Consider the following 18,532-nt stretch of genomic DNA (forward strand, 5'->3'; position numbering starts at 1 on the left):
CTTAAAAAAAAAATACGATGATTATTAAACAATATAACGACGAAGCTTTAGCCCATTATTCTTACGCTATTATAAGCGAAGGAAAAATGGCTTTGGTTGATCCCTCTCGAGACCCGTCTCCCTATTATCAATTGGCAGAAGAGCATAATGCGAAAATAGTTGCTGTGTTTGAAACACACCCTCATGCTGACTTTGTAAGTTCACATTTGCAAATTCACAAAGAAACTGGAGCAACGATTTATGTTAGTAAAATGGTAGGTGCAGATTATCCGCATACTAGTTTTGATGAAGGCGATGAGTTTCAGTTAGGAAAAGTGAGCATTAAAGGTATTCACACCCCTGGACACTCACCAGATGGCATCACTTTTTACGCAAAAGATGAAAGTTCTGGAGACCAAGCTATGTTTACAGGTGACACTCTTTTTATAGGTGATGTTGGTCGCCCAGATTTACGCGAAAAAGCAGGTAATATGACTGCTAAAAGAAAAGAATTAGCAGAAATGATGTACCATACTATTCAAAATAAATTTAATGGATACGATGACGAAGTTCTAATTTATCCCGCTCATGGGGCTGGAAGCTTATGTGGAAAAAACATGAGTGATGCTGCCAGTTCAACTTTAGGAAATGAACGAACAGGAAATTGGGCTTTTCTAGCTAAAAGCAAAGAAGATTTTGTAAAAGAAATTTTAAGTGACCAACCTTTTATTCCTTCCTATTTTGGCTATAATGTAGAAATTAACAAGCGTGGTGCACAAAATTATGAGTTGTCAAAAGCAAAAGTACCAACACAATTAAATGTAAAGTCGGTTGAAAAAGATTACCTGGTAGTAGATGCTAGAGATGAAGCTGAATTTAAAAAAGGTCATTTGCCTGGAAGCATCAACATTATGGGAAGAAGTCAGCAGGATAAAATTGAAACTTGGTTAGGTGCCATTGTGCAACCAGAAGAAAAGTTTTATCTTGTTGTAGGCAGTTACGCCGACAGAAATCGTTTATTGAGTAGAATTGCTAAAATTGGTTATGAATCTCAAATTCTTTCGGTAGTGGTATTAGCTAAGAACGCTGAAGTAAAAAAGCAGGAAAAACTAAACCTTGAAGATTTCAAATCTAATCAAGAAAAATACACCATTATAGATATAAGAAATATACCTGAACATAATAATGACCCTAAGTTTGAGGCGGCAATAAACCACCCTCTAAATGAATTAAGAGAAAGTGCTAAAAACATCGACACCACAAAGCCTGTAATAGTTCATTGCGCAGGGGGTTACCGAAGTGCTGCAGGCACTAGTATTATTCAATCAATTATTGGAAATGATACTGATGTATATGATTTAAGCACCGCTATTGAAGAGTTTTAATTTAAAGTCTAACTAATAGTTTAAAATACCTATTTCATAAGATTGAAATTTAATAACAGAAAAATCTCAAGTTTCAATAACTAAAGGGTGAAATGTAATTTAGACAAATACATTCCTTTGACCAATTAGTTAAAAGTTGAAAGTTTGAAATAAAAAAAACGAGACCTGTTAAGGTCTCGTTTTTAAATTAAATTAAATTTCAAATTAGAAATTATACCTTAATGCAGCATTAAACGTTGTTCCATTTAAAATAATAAGTCCAAATCTATCAGATTGTTGAATAGCATCATTATCAAACAAATTATAAACATTAGCTGTAAATGTTAAACTCTGACCACTAATATTAAAGTCGTAATTAAAACCAGCATCTGAAATACTATAAGCAGGAAGCGTACCCACATTTTCAGTTTGCACAGAGTTGCTATCATTTTTCCATAATTGATCATACATATTGATATTGTAATATAAAGAAAAACCTTCAAATGGAGTTGCTCTTATACCTAAACCTGCAGAAAACTGAGGGGCATTAGGTACTTTTATACCATCTCTATCCGTACCGTTTTCTGTACCTACAAGTTCACCTGTTTCATCATTATAAACAGAAACATTAGAAGAATCTTTAAACTGCCAGTTTCCACCAGAGATAAATCCAGTAAAAGTTACTGCATTAATTGGTCTGTATTGTAAATCAAACTCAAAGCCTTTGTGTAATTGTCTTACTCCTCTGTCGAAAATATTCAGCTCAATATCGTCACTTGGGTCATCTGGAGTTCCGTTATCATCAATACCATTATTTAAGATAACTCTATTATCCCAATCGGTGTAATAAAAATTCAAATTCGCTCTAAAGTTTTTATCATCATTTTCAAAAATAAAACCAAGCTCTAATCCTGTAATCTCTTCGTTATCTACAGATGGGTTTTCAAAAATTGCATTTGAACTTCTAATATTTTGGAAAATATTATCTAAGAATGGTTGTCTAGAATAAATACCAAGGTTTGTGAAAGCCTTCACATTTTTACCTATAGCATAAGAAGAACCAGCCTTTAAGTTATATCCAATTTTATTCTCTTTTTCAGATTTACCTGGATCGTCAAATCTTCCTTCTCTTTGGTAAGATTGATTAGATAATGCACCCTGAAAGTAAGCAGTTAAACCATCTTTATCGTATTCAATTTGAGAGAATAAACCTTGATAATTAATATCTTCAGAATAGTCATAGTCAATTCTTTCATCTTCATCTGCGAAGTTAAATAAAGCTGCCCAAGGAGTTGCATCAAATCTTTCTGTTACAACTGCACCATCAGGTCTGTCATTACCCCATCCAGAAAGACCATAAAAGTCGATTACTTGTCTGAAGTGATCACCTGTGTAAAATCTAATATCAGAACCAACACTAAATTCTAGTGATTCGCTTAAATCAGTAGTAAGAGTTGAAACAAGGCCATACCATTGGTGATTATTCATAGAACCTCTTCTAATGTATCCTGCACCAAGCGGAGCTCCATAATCACCTCCAACACCTATTTGTTGATTTTGTGCTGTAATTGCAGCATAATCTAATTGACCAAATAATGGGCCGTCGCCATCAGGATCGGCGGTACGGATTCTTCCATCACCTCTTGGTCCAGTTCCTCCACCTCTACCCCAAGAGGCATAAGCAACAGATGATAATTGAGTTTTTTCATCAATGTCCCAATCCCAGTTAAAGTTTAATACTGGTTTATGATAAAAATTCTGTCTTTCCGATTCAATACCATCCTCAGTATAGCCCCAGTGTTGATTAAACTTTGGGTCTGCATCTAAAACTTCTTGAGATTGTGACCATCTTTGACCATGTAATTGAGGCGCACCTGTTAACAATAAATTAAATGTATGGTCATCATTAGGTCTATATCCAGCAGATAAAAAATAAGTTTGTCCTTGACCGTAAGTTCCTTTTGCCCATTTTCTATGACCTTGCCAGTGATCTAATAAAAAAGAGAAAGACCATCCATTTTCATTTTCACCAGTATCATAAGAAGCTGTTGCTTTCATGTAACTATCGTTACCCCCTAGCATTCTAAAAAATCCACCTTTTTCTCTTTCTGAAGATTTCATAATAAGGTTGATTGTACCACCAACAGAAGATATGGCTAATTTAGAAGCTCCTAAACCTCTTTGAACCTGAACAGCATTTGCTACATCGGCAATACCTGCCCAATTAGACCAATAAACTCTACCATCTTCCATACCGTTTACAGGTTGTCCGTTTAATAAAGTAGCAATATTGGTTTGATCAAATCCACGCATAAAAATTTGAGAATCACCAAACCCTGTTTGACCAGACACATAGGTAGATGGGGTATATTTAATAATTTCAGGCACTTCCACATTTCCTACAGCTCTTTGTTGGATTGTGCTTTTAGTTACAGTTGAAACTGCAACTGGAGTTGCTCTAGTATTCGCTAAGTCAATTACTCCGCTACCTACAACAACCACTTCTTCTAATTGACTGCCAGCTTTCAGTCCAATTTCACCTAAATTGATTGAAGAATTAGAAGTTAAATCGAATTTTAACTCACGTGTTGTAAAACCAAGAAAAGAAATTCTGATTTTACCAGTTGTTGAGCTTACCTTTAAGGTAAAATCACCATCAAAATTTGTAGTCGTTCCATCGCTAGAGCCATCGACTTCGATATTTGCTCCTGGGAGTGGAATTGACGTTTCTGAATCAACAACAGTACCAGTAACCGTTCCTTGTGCAAAAACAATACTACTTACAAATAGCATTAAAATAAGTAAATAATTTTTCATCTTTTTTATGTTTATTTTTATATCTCAAAAGTAGATTTAGATTAAAGTAATTAGGTTAGCTAAATTTTATTTTGATTTTAATTTTGTGTAAACTGATCACTAGGTTACTTTCAGATGAAAAGAACTTATCACAGCTATACATAAACTTCTTAAAAAGTCGCTATTTATTAAGGATAAACAATCAAATCGCTAAAAATAGAATACACAAATCTAGTAACTTGAGTCTTAGTTACGAATTCACTAAAGGAAAGAAGAATAGCTTATTGAGTGATTTATTTAATTCATCTGGTCTAGAAAAAAACATTAAAAACCCTTTAATTGAATTAGAATTAGAGAATTCACTTAGGCATCGCATCAACCAAAAAAAATAGACTCAAGGATTGAATTATTTGATGAGAAGTCCATTTATTTTGGCTTAAATTGTGTTACCGTAAAGTTAATTAATAAATAAATCAAGTGTTTTTTTAAAAAATGGCACTAAATGTAAAACAAGCAAAACAAAGCCTTTCAATGTTAAGCAATTTCAGTGGTCTGCAAATGGATTGGTTTTCCTTGGAAAAATAAAAGCTACTTATACGTAAGATGAAGAAATATAGGATGTGAACTTTATTCGATATCAACTTTTAATCCTGTATAAGCATAACTAGCAGGTTCAAAAATTTCTTGTGCTTCTTTGACAAATAAATTTAAGTCTTTGTATCGAGCAGAAAAATGGCCAAGCAGCAAGTGTTTGGCTTTTGCTTTTCTAGCAATTAATGCGGCTTCAGTAGCTGTAGAATGTCCAGTTTTATGGGCTAAATCTTCATGCGATGCTGAAGCTAAAAAAGTAGATTCGTGATAAAGTAAATTAGTGTAACTAATTAACGGAATTAGTTTTGGATTATACGAAGTATCGCTACAAAAAGAATACGACTTAGGTAGATCTGGGGCTTCAGTGACTTTTTGAAAATCAATTTCTTCACCTGTTTCTGAAATCACATTTTTAGACTGTTTCAATTTGTTGAAGTAAACTGGATTAATCTTTAAATCAACAGCTTTTTGGTAATTTAGTTTACGTTCTCCAGGTTTTTCTTGAAAATGAAATCCATTGGTATAAACTCTGTGCAATAATGGGAGTGTTTTAATCTTGATTAAGTCGTCTTCAAAAATCACTTCAGAAGTTGTACTTGTTAATTCATTAAAGTTCAATTTGTAGGACAGAAATGAAGCACTAAGTTTCAACTGAATTTCAACAAATTCTTTAATACCCTTCGGGCCATGAATGCACAAACTTTCTTTTCTGTTAAGCAAACCAAAAGTAGTTAATAAACCCATTAAACCAAAGACATGATCACCATGCAAGTGAGAAATAAAAATATGCTTAAGTCTTGAAAATTTCACCTTTTGTTGGCGCAATCTTACTTGGGTGCCTTCGCCACAATCTATCAAAAACAAGTGTCCTTTTACTTCTAGAATTTGAGCTGTAGGATGGGCATTTGATTTTGGACTTGCAGAATGACAACCTAGAATTGTTAATTGCATATCAAAAACCTAATTCTCGTTCTAGTTCTTCCATATTCACCATATCTTCTGCTTCTACTAAAGTAGGAACAACGTTTAATTCTTCAGGAACTTCGTCAATATTTATAGTGTCATTTACAATGACGAAAGATTTTTTGGATGATCGATGGTGATTAGAAATCTCTAAATAAGCTAACAATTCATTTAATTGCAATTGGCCATATTTCAGTAAGTCAATTACTAAATTATCATTTTCAAATTGATGATGAATGCTTCCTATAAAATCGGCAAATTTTACAGCATCATCCTTTTCATCCCTTAATAAAATATAGTTGTTTTTCTTTTGGCTAATCATAATTTTTAATTTTTGAAGCTAGTAAATACAAAACAGCCATTCTGATGGCTACTCCATTTTCTACCTGATTAAGAATAATGGCTTGGTTAGAGTCAGCTACATCACTGGTAATTTCAACACCTCTATTAATTGGGCCAGGATGCATAATAGTAATTTCTTTATTCAATTTTTGTAATCGCTCAAGGTTGAGTCCGTATTGTTGTACATATTCTCTAGTGCTTGGAAAATAAGAATTGTCCATACGTTCGTTTTGAACCCGGAGCATATTTGCCACGTCACACCAGGCAAGCGCACGATCTAAATTAGGTTCAACTTCAACACCAAGATGTGCTATATGTTTGGGCATCAAAGTTAAAGGTCCACAAACCTTTACCGAAGCACCTAATTTTTGAAGCGCAAAAATATTACTTAGAGCTACTCTAGAATGCAAAATATCACCAACAATCACTACTTTTTTTCCTGCTACATCGCCAAGTTTCTCACGAATAGAGAAGGCGTCTAAAAGTGCTTGGGTAGGATGTTCATGTGCGCCATCACCAGCATTTACAATGGAGGCATTTACATTTTTAGACAGAAAGATGCCTGCCCCGGGATTAGGGTGACGCATGACCACTAAATCAACTTTCATTGATAAAATATTGTTCACGGTATCTACCAAAGTTTCTCCTTTTTTCACAGATGAAGAGGCTGCAGAAAAATTAACTACATCGGCGCTTAATCGTTTTTCAGCCAATTCAAATGAAAGCCTTGTACGTGTTGAATTTTCAAAAAACAAATTAGCGATGGTCACATCTCTAAGTGAAGGCACTTTTTTAATTGGTCGGTTAATTACTTCTTTAAAGTGATCTGCTGTTTCAAAAATCAGCTGAATGTCTTCTTCGCTAATGTATTTAATTCCAAGTAAATGATTTACGCTAAGTTCTTTCATTTTATTCATCAATCAAAATTACAGAATTTTCTTTGTTGTCTTCAGACCAATTCACTTTTACTTTTTCTTCATTAATTACATCTACATGTTTACCCACATAGTCTGGTTGAATAGGTAAATGTCTGCTAAACCTTCGGTCTATTAGACAGAGTAATTCAACTTCTAAAGGTCTCCCAAAAGATTGCAGTGCCGTAAGCGCAGAGTTAATGCTTCTTCCGGTATATAAAACATCGTCTATAAAAATAACGCGTTTTCCATCTACTACAAACGGTATTTCTGTAGTATTGGCTTCAAGTACTTTTCCAGAACGTCTAAAATCATCGCGGTAAAAAGTAATATCTAGTTTACCAAATTCTACATCGGTTAAGTCATAGTCATTCTTTAAAATTTCTACTAAACGTTCGGCAAGGGCAACGCCTCTAGGCTGTAAACCAATTAAAACTGAATTTTGAAAAGTGGTATGGTTTTCAACCAATTGACAAGCTAAGCGTTGAAGCGTAACTGTCATTTCAGATGAATTGAGAAGCTGTTTCTGACTCATAAGCTATGATTTCCAGTAGCAAAAATACTTAATTATAACTAGTTTTTGCAGATTTAAAAAAACGAAATTTGAATAAATTGTCAAATTCTTCGTTTTAGTCGATGAGATACTTATTTTTGTAGAAAATTAAATGATTTTAAAATGATACAAAGAAATGGATTTTTTGCACTCGTGCTTATGTTATTGTCGTGTGGAAACAACGAACAATCAAAAATAATTGGTACAGTTGAAAATGTTGAAGATGGAGTTAAGGTTTACCGCTCTACATTAGGTGAACAAAATAACGCAGTACCCAAAGATACAGTTGTTTTGAAAAATGGAAAATTTGAGTTTTCCTTAAAAGATGCCGTACCCCAAGAATTAGGTGTGATTAGAATAGACGGGGTTAACACCAATATTTTTTATATCAATGATAATCAAGATATAGTGTTTGATATTTATCCAGACAGCACAAAAACTTTTAAAGTAAATGCTGGAAAAAACAACAAATTAATGAGTGAGTACCTAGACATGATGAATGAGTTTAGAAGTGGCATGCTCAACTTTCAAAATGAATTAAGAGCGGCTACCGTTAAAGAAGACGCTCAAAGTTTAGGAACTATAAAAAAAGAAATGCGCTCATTTGAAAATGAGAAAATGAAGGAAGTAAAAGCTTTTGCTGATGGTAATACTGAATCTGTTGTTGGTATGATTGCTTATTCTGACTTACTGAACCAGAAAAAAGTAAACAATAAAGAGTTAAAAGAATTCTACGATAAAGCAACAGATGAGGTGAAAAATCACGTTATGGGTAGAATGATTAAAGAGAAAATAGCTAAATTTAATGCTACTGATATTGGTGCTGTTGCTCCCGATTTTAAAGGACCAACCCCAGACGGAAGTGAACTTGAACTCCACCAATCGCTTAAAAAATTAACTTTAGTAGATTTTTGGGCTTCTTGGTGTAAACCCTGCCGAATTGAAAACCCAAACATTGTAAGTATCTATAATGATTACAAAGACCAAGGTTTTCATGTAATTGGTGTATCCTTAGACCGTCAAAACCAAAAACAAAAATGGATTCAAGCTATAGAAGATGATCAATTAACCTGGGACCATGTCTCTCACCTAAAGTTTTGGAAAGATCCAATTGCTGTTCAATACGGAGTAAGATCAATACCACAAGCCTACCTATTAGATGAAGATGGAGTAATTATTGCAAAAAACTTAAGAGGAAATCAGTTAAGAGAAAAAGTAGCTGAATATTTAAAAGAAAATTAATTCTTTCAAATTTCACATATTTAAAGAGTAGGTAATTGATAAATAACTACCTACTCTTTTTTTGTTTTAACATTTCAGTGAATTACTAGTTAAAACAATCATAAACTAAAATTAAGAAGTAGGAATAATTGACTTTGTGATGTCTTATTAACGTAAAACCTAATATTATTACTATGAGAATTTTTAAAAATTTATTTTTATTGACAATTTTGAGCTTTGGCATAGTTGCTTGCTCAAGCGATGACGATTCTAGCGGAGCTGTAATTCAGACACCTACAGTTATTGAAGCAGCAGAAGGGGCTGGTTTAACCACTTTATTAGATGCTGTTGATGCTGTTGATGGTTTAGAAACCACTCTTTTAACAGCCGATGCAATTACTGTTTTTGCTCCAACTAATGAAGCTTTCAATGATGCTTTAGCAGCCTTTGATGCAGCCGATTTAAACGAATTAGTTGAAGCCATTGGAGGTGTTGAAAACCTAGAAATTGTTTTGGGCTTTCACGTTGTTCCTGCCGTAGCTTTCTCAACTGATTTAGCTGAAGGAGAACAAATGTTTGAAACATTAGCTGGACAAGAAATTACTGTAACAGCAGAAGGAGGAAGCGTAAGCCTAACCGATGCTAACGGAAACACAGCCAATGTAATTCAAGCTGATGTTGAAGTTCAAAATGGGGTTGTGCATGTCATTGATGGTGTTTTATTACCTGAACTTGAACTACCGGAAGAAGAGTTACCAAATTTAGTAGAAGCTGCTGAAGCTGCAGGATTAACAACCTTATTGCAGGCCGTTTCTGCTGTTGATGGGTTAGCAGATAGTTTGTTAAGTGCTGAAGCAATAACTGTTTTTGCTCCAACAAATGAAGCTTTTGACGATGCACTAGAAGCCTTTGATGCAGCAGATTTAAATGAATTAGTTGAGGCTATTGGTGGAATTGAAAACTTAGAAACTGTTTTAGGATTTCATGTAGTTCCTGCCGTTGCTTTTTCAACCGACTTAAGTGAAGGTGAACAGGTTGTACCTACTTTAGCGGGACAAGACTTAACCGTAACCAAAACAGGTGAAAATGTGAGCGTAACTGATGCTAACGGAAATGTTTCTAATGTAGTTACAGCAGATGTAGCTATTGAAAATGGAGTTGTTCATGTAATAGACGCAGTTTTATTGCCTAATCTTGATTAATTAGTTGTTTGTTTATTGAAGAAATGCCTTTTGAAATGAATTTCAGAAGGCATTTTTTTTCATGCTAATTTTACTTAATGCTTAGATATTGTCTTTTCAATTAATGGGTAAAAGCTCTCCAAAAGATGAGTTTTTTTTAAGTTTTACTACCCCAATCAACGCCCTAAGATTAATAGGCTAACAACTCTTCTATTGTTTTTTCTAACCTTGACTTAGCCAAAAACTGTTCTTCCAAATTAGTGGCAAAAGGAACTGGTGTTGGTAAACTCGAAACGCGTTGAATTGGTCCATCAAGATACGCAAAGCAATTTTCTGTAATTAATGCTGAAATATCTGAAGCTAAGCCTCCAAAACTAGTATCTTCTTGAAGTACAATTACTTTTCCTGTTCGTTTTACCGAAGCAAAAATTGCTTCTTCGTCTAACGGACACAAACTTCTTAAATCGATTATATCTAAACTAGTTTCAGGATGTTTTTCTGCAAAGTCTAAAGCCCAATGTACGCCAGCTCCAAAAGTAATAATACTCAATTGGTTTCCTTCTTTTAGGTGATTAGCTTTTCCTAAAGGAATAGAATAATAATTTGTTGGCACTTCTTCTCTTATACTTCTATACAAAGCCTTATGTTCAAAAAACAGCACTGGATTTGGATCGTTGATAGAAGCAATTAACAAGCCTTTTGCATCCGAAGGAAAGGCTGGATAAACCACCTTTAAACCGGGCGTTTTTGTAAACCATGCCTCGTTGGTTTGCGAATGGAAAGGCCCCGCTCCTACTCCTGCACCACATGGCATTCGTACTACCACATCGGCGTTTTGATTCCAACGATAATGTACTTTAGCTAAATAATTGACTATAGGATTAAAACCTGAAGTCACAAAATCGCCAAATTGCATTTCCATCACCGATTTCATTCCGTTGATGGACAAGCCCATCGAAGCAGAAACAATCGCTGATTCGCATATAGGTGTGTTTCTTACCCGTTGGTTTCCAAACTGTTCTACAAAACCATCGGTAATTTTAAAAACCCCTCCGTATTCAGCTACGTCTTGCCCCATGATTACTAAATCTTGGTGTTGTTCCATAGATTGTCTTAATCCCTCAGAAATAGCATCTACAAATCGTTTTTCAGCTTTTTCTTCTGAAGCTTCAAAAACTTCATGTGCATAAGCTTGATAAACGTCATTTAACTCGGTTTCTAAATCGGCTTCAATGGGAGCTTCATCAAAAGCAAGTTTCAGGTTTTTATTAATTTCAGCCTTAATTTGCTTTTCCATTTCATCAATTTCAGCTTGGCTAATTAATTTTTCTTTCAGCAGAAATTTTTGGAAATTACTAATGGGGTCTTTGGCTTCCCAATGTTGCATTAAATCGTCTGGCACATATTTTGTCCCACTTGCCTCTTCATGACCTCTTCGTCTAAAAGTTTTAAATTCTAATAAAACAGGACGTGGGTTTTCACGCACAGAAGTGGCAATTTCATTCACTTTTTCATAGACTTCTACAATATTATTTCCGTCTATAATATGTGCTTCCATGCCGTAGCCTTTTCCGCGATCGGCGATATGTTCGCATTTGTATTGTTCAGAAGTTGGTGTGGATAAACCGTAGGCGTTGTTTTCTACGCAAAATAAAACGGGTAAATTCCAAACTGAAGCTACATTTAATGCTTCGTGAAAATCGCCTTCGCTTGTACCACCTTCACCAGTAAAAACAGCTGTAAGTTTTTGCTCTTTTCTCAATTGATGAGCAAGTGCAATTCCATCGGCAACTCCTAATTGAGGGCCTAAATGAGAAATCATTCCCACAATTTTATAGTCTTGGGTTCCAAAGTGAAAACTTCTGTCTCTACCCTTGGTAAACCCGTTAGCTTTTCCTTGCCACTGCGAAAAAAGGCGATTGAGTGGGACGTTTCGTGTAGTAAATACCCCTAAATTTCGGTGCATAGGAAGTATGTATTCATCTTCATGAAGCACCGATGTTACGCCAACAGAAATAGCTTCTTGGCCTATGCCAGAAAACCATTTAGAAATCTTTCCTTGGCGAAGAAGAACCAGCATTTTATTTTCAATTAATCGCGGTTTTAATAAAGTTTTAAAAAGTAATTGATAGGTATTTTTATTGGGTTGATTTGACTTAAAATCCATTCATTGAATAGTTAAAATTTAAAAATCAAATTTAATTGAATTAATTTAGATTTCCTGAAAAAGTTGAAGTATTTATTACTGAACAAAATAGATGTTTCATTTTTAAAGAGTAATCAACTTTACTTTTTTACTCCGCAATTGCCATATATTACCTCTTTAAAAAGTTCGTTTCTTAGTATTTATACTTATTTCTGCCTGACTTGCAGATGTAGGCAGGTTGACAAAGTAAGAATAGTGAACTCAGGTTATGAATTTGTTGGTACTAGCTTTTATTTTTTTGTTCTCGCTTATAAAGACGTAAAAAATAATATCAATTCAACTTTTTAAATTACTAAAAATGATAACCCAACTTAAACATAATGATTCTGGGTTGGATAAAAATGCGTTGGTCACTTATTACAAATTCATTCACCGAATTGGTGTTTCTAAAATTGACATCAAATAAATTAGTAACATCTACACCAAACCCCCACGGGCTGTCTTCTTTCTGGTAAAACAAAGAAGCATTACCAATCTCAAAGGTGTTGGTTTGGTTTTGGGTTAAATTGTTGTAATAATTAAAGGTATAATCTGATTTAAAAATAAAATCTTCTAAAAATCGGTAGCTTATGTTTATGTACGGACTGGTTTGTAGAAAATCGTTATCAATTTGAACTGAGCTAAGTGTTGTAAAATTTTGCTTGAAACCGACCTCAAAGTTTGGTAAATCTTTAAATCTTGATTCGGCTTTAAGCTCATAATTATAGGCATTTGAATTGTAAGCAATGGTATCGTTATTAATAATACGTTTATAATCATTTAATCGAATACCTCCACTTAACGAAAAACTGAGTTTTCTTATTCGCTTGGTAATTGAGGTATTTAAATTGTAAGAATTTTCAGGTAAAGAAGTATAAATACTAGTGTTAATTTGGTCTATCCCTTCAATTTGGGTTACATTTCTAATGCTTTCCTCTCTTCGGGTATAACCTAAACTGGCATTAGCAAAAATTCCTTGAAACAAATTAAAACGCGAATACCTTAATCGGAAGTCGTGAAATAACTCATTTTCTAAGGCTTCATTTCCTTGGTAAAGCTGGTTAAAGCTTAATAAACGTAAGCGATTTGCAAAACGGTCTGGGCTACCAAAAGTGCTTCGTAAGTTGTAATCAAAGTTTAATTTTTCGCTTGAATTTAAATCGTATTTCAGCATTAATTCAGGTAAAGTCACCCATTTTTGCTGATTGACTTCTTGCTGACTAAACTGATTTACTTGCCAATGAAAAGAATGCATAATTAATCCTGGGCGTATGCTTAGTTTGTTGATTTTTGTTTTGTATTGAAATCCAAAATAAGCATCTAAAAGACGAAAGTTTAAATCGTTATTAAATCCTGCATCTTGAAAGTTATTGGTACTTCCATCCTCAAGAATTTGTTGGTCTAAGCTAAAATAATCAACATCAAAGGCGCCTAAACCAACCACAGGATAAATGTGATGAAAGTTATGCAAAACCCAATAATGCTTGGCATCTATTTGAGCAGATTTAGTCTGATTTTTAGTCTGTTGAAACAAATTAAAGGTATCTCCTTCAATTTGAAGCGGAATAATATCTGAAAAAATAGGTTGATTAAATAACCAATCGTTGGTATTTTCGCTTTCAGCAAACCTAAGATTGGTATTAATACTTGTAGTGTGTTTGTATGAAAATTGCTTGTTGAGACTTAAACTAGAGTTCACTTCAAATTTTCTAGGTTGTTGGGTGGCATTGACAAAAGTTTCGCGAGAAGGGGTTAATGAGTTTAAAGTTGATGTAGCCGTTGCATCAGAATGTTTCACTACTAAATCGCCAATTAAATCGGTATCACTTACATTATCATACCTAAATTTTAATTTATTAATGCTAAAAAGTAATTCTTGCTCAGAAGTTTGTGTTCTGTTTTCATCTTCAATATTACCAGTTTGGTAAACCATTTCACTTTCAGTAAGTGTTTCTATAATTCCACGGTTAATAATAGAGTATGCATTAAGCTCCCAATTTCTCCCTAAATCTTGCGAAACACTTCCGGCACCAAAATCATTTTGATTAAAGACAAAATCTTCATTCATTAAAAAGCTAGCAAAATCACTATTTCTCATATTAGCCATTGCGCTTGGGCGATCCATCATGGAGGCAAAACCTCCTTCAAAATTCATATAATCACTAAAAGTAAATGCCTTCTGCCCGGCGTTATTAAAGTCGCCTATAAAGTTAATAGAGGTTTTGGGGCTGTAATAAAACAAGGTAGGATTTACGCTATACCGGTCTTGGTGCCCACCTCCTACTTCCACATCACCAAAAACAAATTTGCGTTTAACTTCTTTAAGTTTAATATTTAAAGCCATTTTATCACTGTCTTTTAAACCTTTTAGAAAAGCCACTTCAGAGTAATTATCCAGGGCTTCTACCTCATCAACCGCATCTGCTGGAATGTTATTGACTCCTAATTTAGCGTCACCAAAGAAAAACTCCTTGCCATCTACCATTAATTTCTGTACAGGTTTGCCGTTTACTTTTACATTGCCTTCACGGTCCACCTCAACACCAGGAAGCTTTTTAAGAATATCTCTTAATTTTCGTTCATCACCCGTTTTAAATTGATCGGTGCGGTAGGTAATGGTATCTTCCTTAACCACCACAGCCATTTCTGACTTAATAATCACATCCTCTAATGTTTCTGTACTTTCTTTAAGTTGGTAATTTTTGGAAGTAGAAGCATTTATTTTTAGTGTATCTTTTAATTTAGAAAAGCCCATGTGGGTGATTTCTATTTTGTATAAAATATCTTTAACAAGATTGAGTTTATACCGTCCTTTTTCATCGGTAATAGCAAAGGTAATTTCTTCATCTGCTTCAATGGGCGAAGCAATTAAGTTAGTGTAAGGCAGGGCAACACCTGTGGTATCTTGAACGGTGCCGGTTAGGTTTTGTGCTTGAATAAAATTGATAAAAAAAAGAAAAATTAGTAGTAATCGATTCAAAATATTTTTTTTAAAAATTAAAAAATAAAAACTAAAGGTGGTCTTTCAACCACCTTATTTAACTTTTAAGTATCACTTTTTAAGGTTGTAATTCAAGTTGGACTACATTTGTGCATCTAATGTAAAATGAACTAAATGCCATCCAAGCATATTCATGGTTACCACCAGAGTAAGCTAATGCAGCATTATAAATTTCAACGCCTTCAGCTAAACAACTTGAAGAACTAGGTTGTGGTGTATTTGCTTTAAATCCACTACTTCCAAAAGCAAACACTCCCATTACTAAAGTTAATATTAATTTTTTCATTTTTCTAAAATTTTAATTTTGTTTTAAAAAGGTTCTTTTTACAAGAACAACATCCAATCTTTCTAAAGAAAGTGGTAAGAGATCCATGAAAAAACGTAGATTTGCAATCGTGAGTTGGATGTATGTTTTTTCATACGTTAACGACAAGAAGTCTCTACCTAGTAGAGGCTTTCTTTATTTTGGTTTTACTTTTCAAAGAAAAAAAAAATGAAACTACCAAATTTATTTTTTACTTTTCATTAAAACTAAACTTACAAGCCAAAACATTTTGGGGTACAAGCTAAAATGCTGTTAAATCACAGATATACATTGCTTTGATTAATTATTTACTCTTGGAACTGATAAGAAGAACAATAGATAAAACAAATACAGCATTCTCAAATCTCACTGAAAAAATAAGATTCTGCTTGTATCACTATCTTACTCTAGACTACGTTTGTAATCAAGTTAAGGAGGGGGGTAAGAAAGTTCTACCTAATTCACAAATGGAAATAAAACATAGGATGAACTTATTTTTAGGGTAAAAGCTATAGTTGTAACGCATTTATTGGGCTAAGACTCTGGTTTTAGTCAAAACTAAAAAAGTTTTGGATGCTAGTGAGTTAATAATTAAAAAAGCAAGGTTTATGACCTTGCTTTTTTATATCGGTTGATCAATTGTACTGTAGAAGGATCATGATTTTGCATTTCTGACGAGGTAAAATCCTTAAGAATATGATTAGCTAATTGTTTGCCAAGCTCAACCCCCCACTGATCATAACTAAAAACATTCCAAATAAAACCTTGAACAAATATTTTATGTTCATACATTGCTATTAAGCTTCCTAAAACTTTTGGAGTTAATTGCTCGGCTAAAATAGTATTGGTTGGTTTGTTTCCTTCAAAAACTTTAAAATTCAAAAGTTGGTCAATTTCCTCTTTAGATTTTCCCTGACTAGTTAATTCTTTCTCAACTTCGGCAGCTGATTTACCTTTCAGAAATGCTTCAGTTTGAGCAAAGAAGTTTGACATCAACAAATCTTGATGATGTTGATTTCCATGCAGTGGCTTTAGAAAGCCAATAAAATCGGCTGGAATAAGTTGTGTGCCTTGATGCATCAATTGAAAAAACGCATGCTGCGAATTAGTTCCTGGCTCTCCCCAAACAATAGCTCCGGTTTGGTAATTTACTTTTTGACCATCTCTACCAACTGATTTACCATTGCTTTCCATACTGGCTTGTTGTAAATAAGAAGCTAACTTCTGAAGATACTGAGAATAAGGAATAATAGCTTCACTTTCAGCTTGATGAAAGTTACCATACCAAACACCAAGTAAAGCAAGAATTACAGGAATGTTTTTATCAAAATTAGCAGTTTCAAAATGAGTATCCATTTCATGAGCACCTGCTAGTAATTCTTTAAAATTATCAAATCCTAAAGCACATGCAATTGATATACCGGCAGCACTCCATAAAGAAAAACGTCCTCCAACCCAATCCCACATAGGAAAAACGTGAGCCTCATCTATCCCAAAATCTATCGCTTTAGTTACGTTAGCAGACACAGCTACAAAATGCTTTGCTACTTGAGATTGTTGGGTGTGTTGCAAAAGCCACTCTCTTGCTGTATTGGCGTTATTTAGAGTTTCTTGAGTTGAAAATGATTTAGAAACAACAATAAACAAAGTGGTTTCAGGATCTAATTGATTTAATACCTCATGCACATGGTCTCCATCAACATTAGAAATAAAATGAGTTTTTACAGACTTTTGATAATACGCCAAAGCTTCAACTACCATATTAGGCCCCAAATCAGAACCACCTATACCAATATTAACAATATGTTGGATTGATTTTCCTGAAAAACCTTTCCATTCACCTGAATGAACTTTATGCGTAAATGTTTTTATTTGGTCTAAACTTGCTTGAATTAATGGGGCTACTTTTTGACCATCAACACTAACTTGCGTATGTTCATTTCGCAATGCGGTATGCAAAACAGCTCTGCCCTCAGTTTCATTAATTTTGCCGCCAGAAAAATAGGCTTTAATTCCTTCATTTAAACCAAGTTCTTCAGCTAGACTTATCAATTTAGAAAAAGCATCTTCAGAAATTCTATTTTTTGAAAAATCTAAATACAAATTAGCAGCTTCAACTTGAAAATTTGAAGCTCGTTGGTTTTCTGAAGCAAAAAAATCTAAAATGCTTTTATTTTTATCTAATTCAAAAACTTTTTTTAAGTCGCTCCAAGCTTTTGTAGTACTGGGATTTATAGTTGTTAAGGCCATTTTTTTATGTTAAAGTAGGGATTACATTTTTTTGGTAATGCTGAATAAGACCGTCTATTGGCCTTCTAATAATATTGCCAATATTTAGGTGATAACGCTTCGCCACATCTCTAATAATATCTTCAGAAAAGAAAGCAATAGAACCAATAAAATGAATAGGAACTGTTTGAGCTTCTTTAAAACAAAGTACTCTTCGTTCTATAAATTTTTCCATACCTTCATAAATCAACTTATAAAAATAGCCATTTCGTTCTTCTGAAGTAAAAATAAATTCGGCAAATGAAGCTAAATAGGTATTAGGGTTTTCTTCTTTATATAAGTTATGTTTGATGGTATCTGCATTTAAATCGAATCTTTTTTCAAACTCCCGCATCATATCATCGCCCATAGTTTTGTAGTAGTAATCGCGTATAAGTCGTTTACCAAAATAATTACCACTTGCTTCATCCATTAATATGTAGCCTAGTGATTCAATTTCCATGTGAACCTTTGAGCCATCAAAAAAGCATGAATTAGAACCGGTTCCTAAAATGCAAACAATTCCTGGCTCTGTTGTTGCTGCTAATGCTGCTGCCACCATATCCTCTTGGACTTTTACCTGAGCATGACAAAAAAGTTCTTGCAACAATAATTGTAAGTTTTTAGTTGGTGTTGGAGTACCACAACCTGCTCCATAAAAATCTACTCTAGTAACTTGATCTTTATGTTTTTGAAGTTCTGAGTTCTCTTCAATTCTTTGTCTTAATGTAGCGGGTTTAAAAACGGCTGGATTTAGACCTTTCGTTCTTGTTTTAAGAATAAATTCACCTGTATCTTCATTCAATAAAATCCAGTCACACTTAGTTGAACCTCCATCTGCTATTAGAATCATACCATTGTATATTATAA

Annotated in this window: 14 protein-coding genes and 1 pseudogene; 5 read left to right on the forward strand and 10 right to left on the reverse strand. The window is 33.9% G+C overall.

Annotated elements, in window-relative coordinates:
- Positions 1–17: 17 nt before the first annotated feature.
- Complete coding sequence (locus tag G7034_RS02180) at positions 18–1,364, forward strand: MBL fold metallo-hydrolase (RefSeq protein WP_166399323.1); 1,347 nt, start codon at positions 18–20, stop codon at positions 1,362–1,364.
- Between the two features lie 204 nt (positions 1,365–1,568).
- On the opposite strand, the gene G7034_RS02185 is transcribed toward G7034_RS02180, so the two are convergent.
- Positions 1,569–4,160: a TonB-dependent receptor gene (locus tag G7034_RS02185; RefSeq protein WP_187349849.1), complete on the reverse strand. Its 2,592-nt coding sequence runs from the start codon at positions 4,158–4,160 to the stop codon at positions 1,569–1,571.
- Positions 4,161–4,378: 218 nt separating this feature from the next.
- Here G7034_RS02185 and G7034_RS02190 point away from each other — a divergent pair, with 218 nt between their 5' ends.
- Positions 4,379–4,531 (forward strand): hypothetical protein, encoded by a 153-nt coding sequence (locus G7034_RS02190; RefSeq protein ID WP_166399324.1) that lies wholly within the window; start codon positions 4,379–4,381, stop codon positions 4,529–4,531.
- 235 nt (positions 4,532–4,766) lie between these two features.
- Here G7034_RS02190 and G7034_RS02195 read toward each other — a convergent pair whose 3' ends face one another.
- The 4 genes from G7034_RS02195 to pyrR are packed head-to-tail and all read right to left on the reverse strand — an operon-like array spanning position 4,767 to position 7,484.
- Positions 4,767–5,681 carry a ribonuclease Z gene (locus G7034_RS02195; protein WP_166399325.1) on the reverse strand — a complete coding sequence of 305 codons (915 nt, stop codon included), beginning with the start codon at positions 5,679–5,681 and terminating at the stop codon, positions 4,767–4,769.
- A 1-nt stretch (position 5,682) separates the two neighbouring features.
- Positions 5,683–6,015 carry a ribonuclease Z gene (locus tag G7034_RS02200; RefSeq protein ID WP_166399326.1) on the reverse strand — a complete coding sequence of 111 codons (333 nt, stop codon included), beginning with the start codon at positions 6,013–6,015 and terminating at the stop codon, positions 5,683–5,685.
- Complete coding sequence (locus tag G7034_RS02205; protein WP_166399327.1) at positions 6,008–6,943, reverse strand: aspartate carbamoyltransferase catalytic subunit; 936 nt, start codon at positions 6,941–6,943, stop codon at positions 6,008–6,010. The genes G7034_RS02200 and G7034_RS02205 overlap by 8 nt, the downstream gene beginning before the upstream one ends.
- Position 6,944: 1 nt before the next feature.
- A complete protein-coding gene (pyrR, locus tag G7034_RS02210) occupies positions 6,945–7,484 on the reverse strand; it encodes a bifunctional pyr operon transcriptional regulator/uracil phosphoribosyltransferase PyrR (RefSeq protein ID WP_166399328.1) in 540 nt (179 codons plus the stop codon).
- Between the two features lie 141 nt (positions 7,485–7,625).
- Here pyrR and G7034_RS02215 point away from each other — a divergent pair, with 141 nt between their 5' ends.
- A complete protein-coding gene (locus G7034_RS02215; RefSeq protein WP_166399329.1) occupies positions 7,626–8,744 on the forward strand; it encodes a TlpA disulfide reductase family protein in 1,119 nt (372 codons plus the stop codon).
- A gap of 173 nt (positions 8,745–8,917) precedes the next feature.
- The gene (locus G7034_RS02220; protein ID WP_166399330.1) at positions 8,918–9,925 is read left to right on the forward strand and encodes a fasciclin domain-containing protein; all 1,008 of its coding nucleotides are present in this window, start codon (positions 8,918–8,920) and stop codon (positions 9,923–9,925) included.
- A 169-nt stretch (positions 9,926–10,094) separates the two neighbouring features.
- Here the strand turns inward: G7034_RS02220 and G7034_RS02225 are convergent, their stop codons facing one another.
- The 3 genes from G7034_RS02225 to G7034_RS02235 form a co-directional block, all read right to left on the reverse strand.
- Positions 10,095–12,071 carry an alpha-ketoacid dehydrogenase subunit alpha/beta gene (locus tag G7034_RS02225; protein WP_166399331.1) on the reverse strand — a complete coding sequence of 659 codons (1,977 nt, stop codon included), beginning with the start codon at positions 12,069–12,071 and terminating at the stop codon, positions 10,095–10,097.
- Positions 12,072–12,402: 331 nt separating this feature from the next.
- Positions 12,403–15,069 (reverse strand): hypothetical protein, encoded by a 2,667-nt coding sequence (locus tag G7034_RS02230; protein WP_187349850.1) that lies wholly within the window; start codon positions 15,067–15,069, stop codon positions 12,403–12,405.
- 79 nt (positions 15,070–15,148) lie between these two features.
- Positions 15,149–15,376: a hypothetical protein gene (locus G7034_RS02235; protein WP_166399332.1), complete on the reverse strand. Its 228-nt coding sequence runs from the start codon at positions 15,374–15,376 to the stop codon at positions 15,149–15,151.
- 224 nt (positions 15,377–15,600) lie between these two features.
- Between G7034_RS02235 and G7034_RS02240 the strand changes: the two are divergent.
- Positions 15,601–15,900, forward strand: a pseudogene (locus G7034_RS02240) (IS4 family transposase); the annotation flags it as partial.
- A gap of 100 nt (positions 15,901–16,000) precedes the next feature.
- Here the strand turns inward: G7034_RS02240 and pgi are convergent.
- Together pgi and G7034_RS02250 are read right to left on the reverse strand one after the other, a co-directional pair.
- A complete protein-coding gene (pgi, locus tag G7034_RS02245; protein ID WP_166399333.1) occupies positions 16,001–17,644 on the reverse strand; it encodes a glucose-6-phosphate isomerase in 1,644 nt (547 codons plus the stop codon).
- A gap of 4 nt (positions 17,645–17,648) precedes the next feature.
- Complete coding sequence (locus G7034_RS02250; protein ID WP_166399334.1) at positions 17,649–18,515, reverse strand: N-acetylglucosamine kinase; 867 nt, start codon at positions 18,513–18,515, stop codon at positions 17,649–17,651.
- Positions 18,516–18,532: the final 17 nt, after the last annotated feature.

Origin of the sequence: Psychroflexus maritimus (genome assembly GCF_011089875.1) — a bacterium.
Taxonomy (GTDB): Bacteria; Bacteroidota; Bacteroidia; order Flavobacteriales; family Flavobacteriaceae; genus Psychroflexus; species Psychroflexus maritimus.

Bases quoted from the DNA above. Each gene is read 5' to 3' on its own strand.
- G7034_RS02180 (WP_166399323.1), top strand. From the start codon at position 18: ATGATTATTAAACAATATAACGACGAAGCTTTAGCCCATTATTCTTAC.
- G7034_RS02185 (WP_187349849.1), bottom strand. From the start codon at position 4,160: ATGAAAAATTATTTACTTATTTTAATGCTATTTGTAAGTAGTATTGTT.
- G7034_RS02195 (WP_166399325.1), bottom strand. From the start codon at position 5,681: ATGCAATTAACAATTCTAGGTTGTCATTCTGCAAGTCCAAAATCAAAT.
- G7034_RS02200 (WP_166399326.1), bottom strand. From the start codon at position 6,015: ATGATTAGCCAAAAGAAAAACAACTATATTTTATTAAGGGATGAAAAG.
- G7034_RS02205 (WP_166399327.1), bottom strand. From the start codon at position 6,943: ATGAAAGAACTTAGCGTAAATCATTTACTTGGAATTAAATACATTAGC.
- pyrR (WP_166399328.1), bottom strand. From the start codon at position 7,484: ATGAGTCAGAAACAGCTTCTCAATTCATCTGAAATGACAGTTACGCTT.
- G7034_RS02215 (WP_166399329.1), top strand. From the start codon at position 7,626: ATGATACAAAGAAATGGATTTTTTGCACTCGTGCTTATGTTATTGTCG.
- G7034_RS02220 (WP_166399330.1), top strand. From the start codon at position 8,918: ATGAGAATTTTTAAAAATTTATTTTTATTGACAATTTTGAGCTTTGGC.
- G7034_RS02225 (WP_166399331.1), bottom strand. From the start codon at position 12,071: ATGGATTTTAAGTCAAATCAACCCAATAAAAATACCTATCAATTACTT.
- G7034_RS02235 (WP_166399332.1), bottom strand. From the start codon at position 15,376: ATGAAAAAATTAATATTAACTTTAGTAATGGGAGTGTTTGCTTTTGGA.
- pgi (WP_166399333.1), bottom strand. From the start codon at position 17,644: ATGGCCTTAACAACTATAAATCCCAGTACTACAAAAGCTTGGAGCGAC.
- G7034_RS02250 (WP_166399334.1), bottom strand. From the start codon at position 18,515: ATGATTCTAATAGCAGATGGAGGTTCAACTAAGTGTGACTGGATTTTA.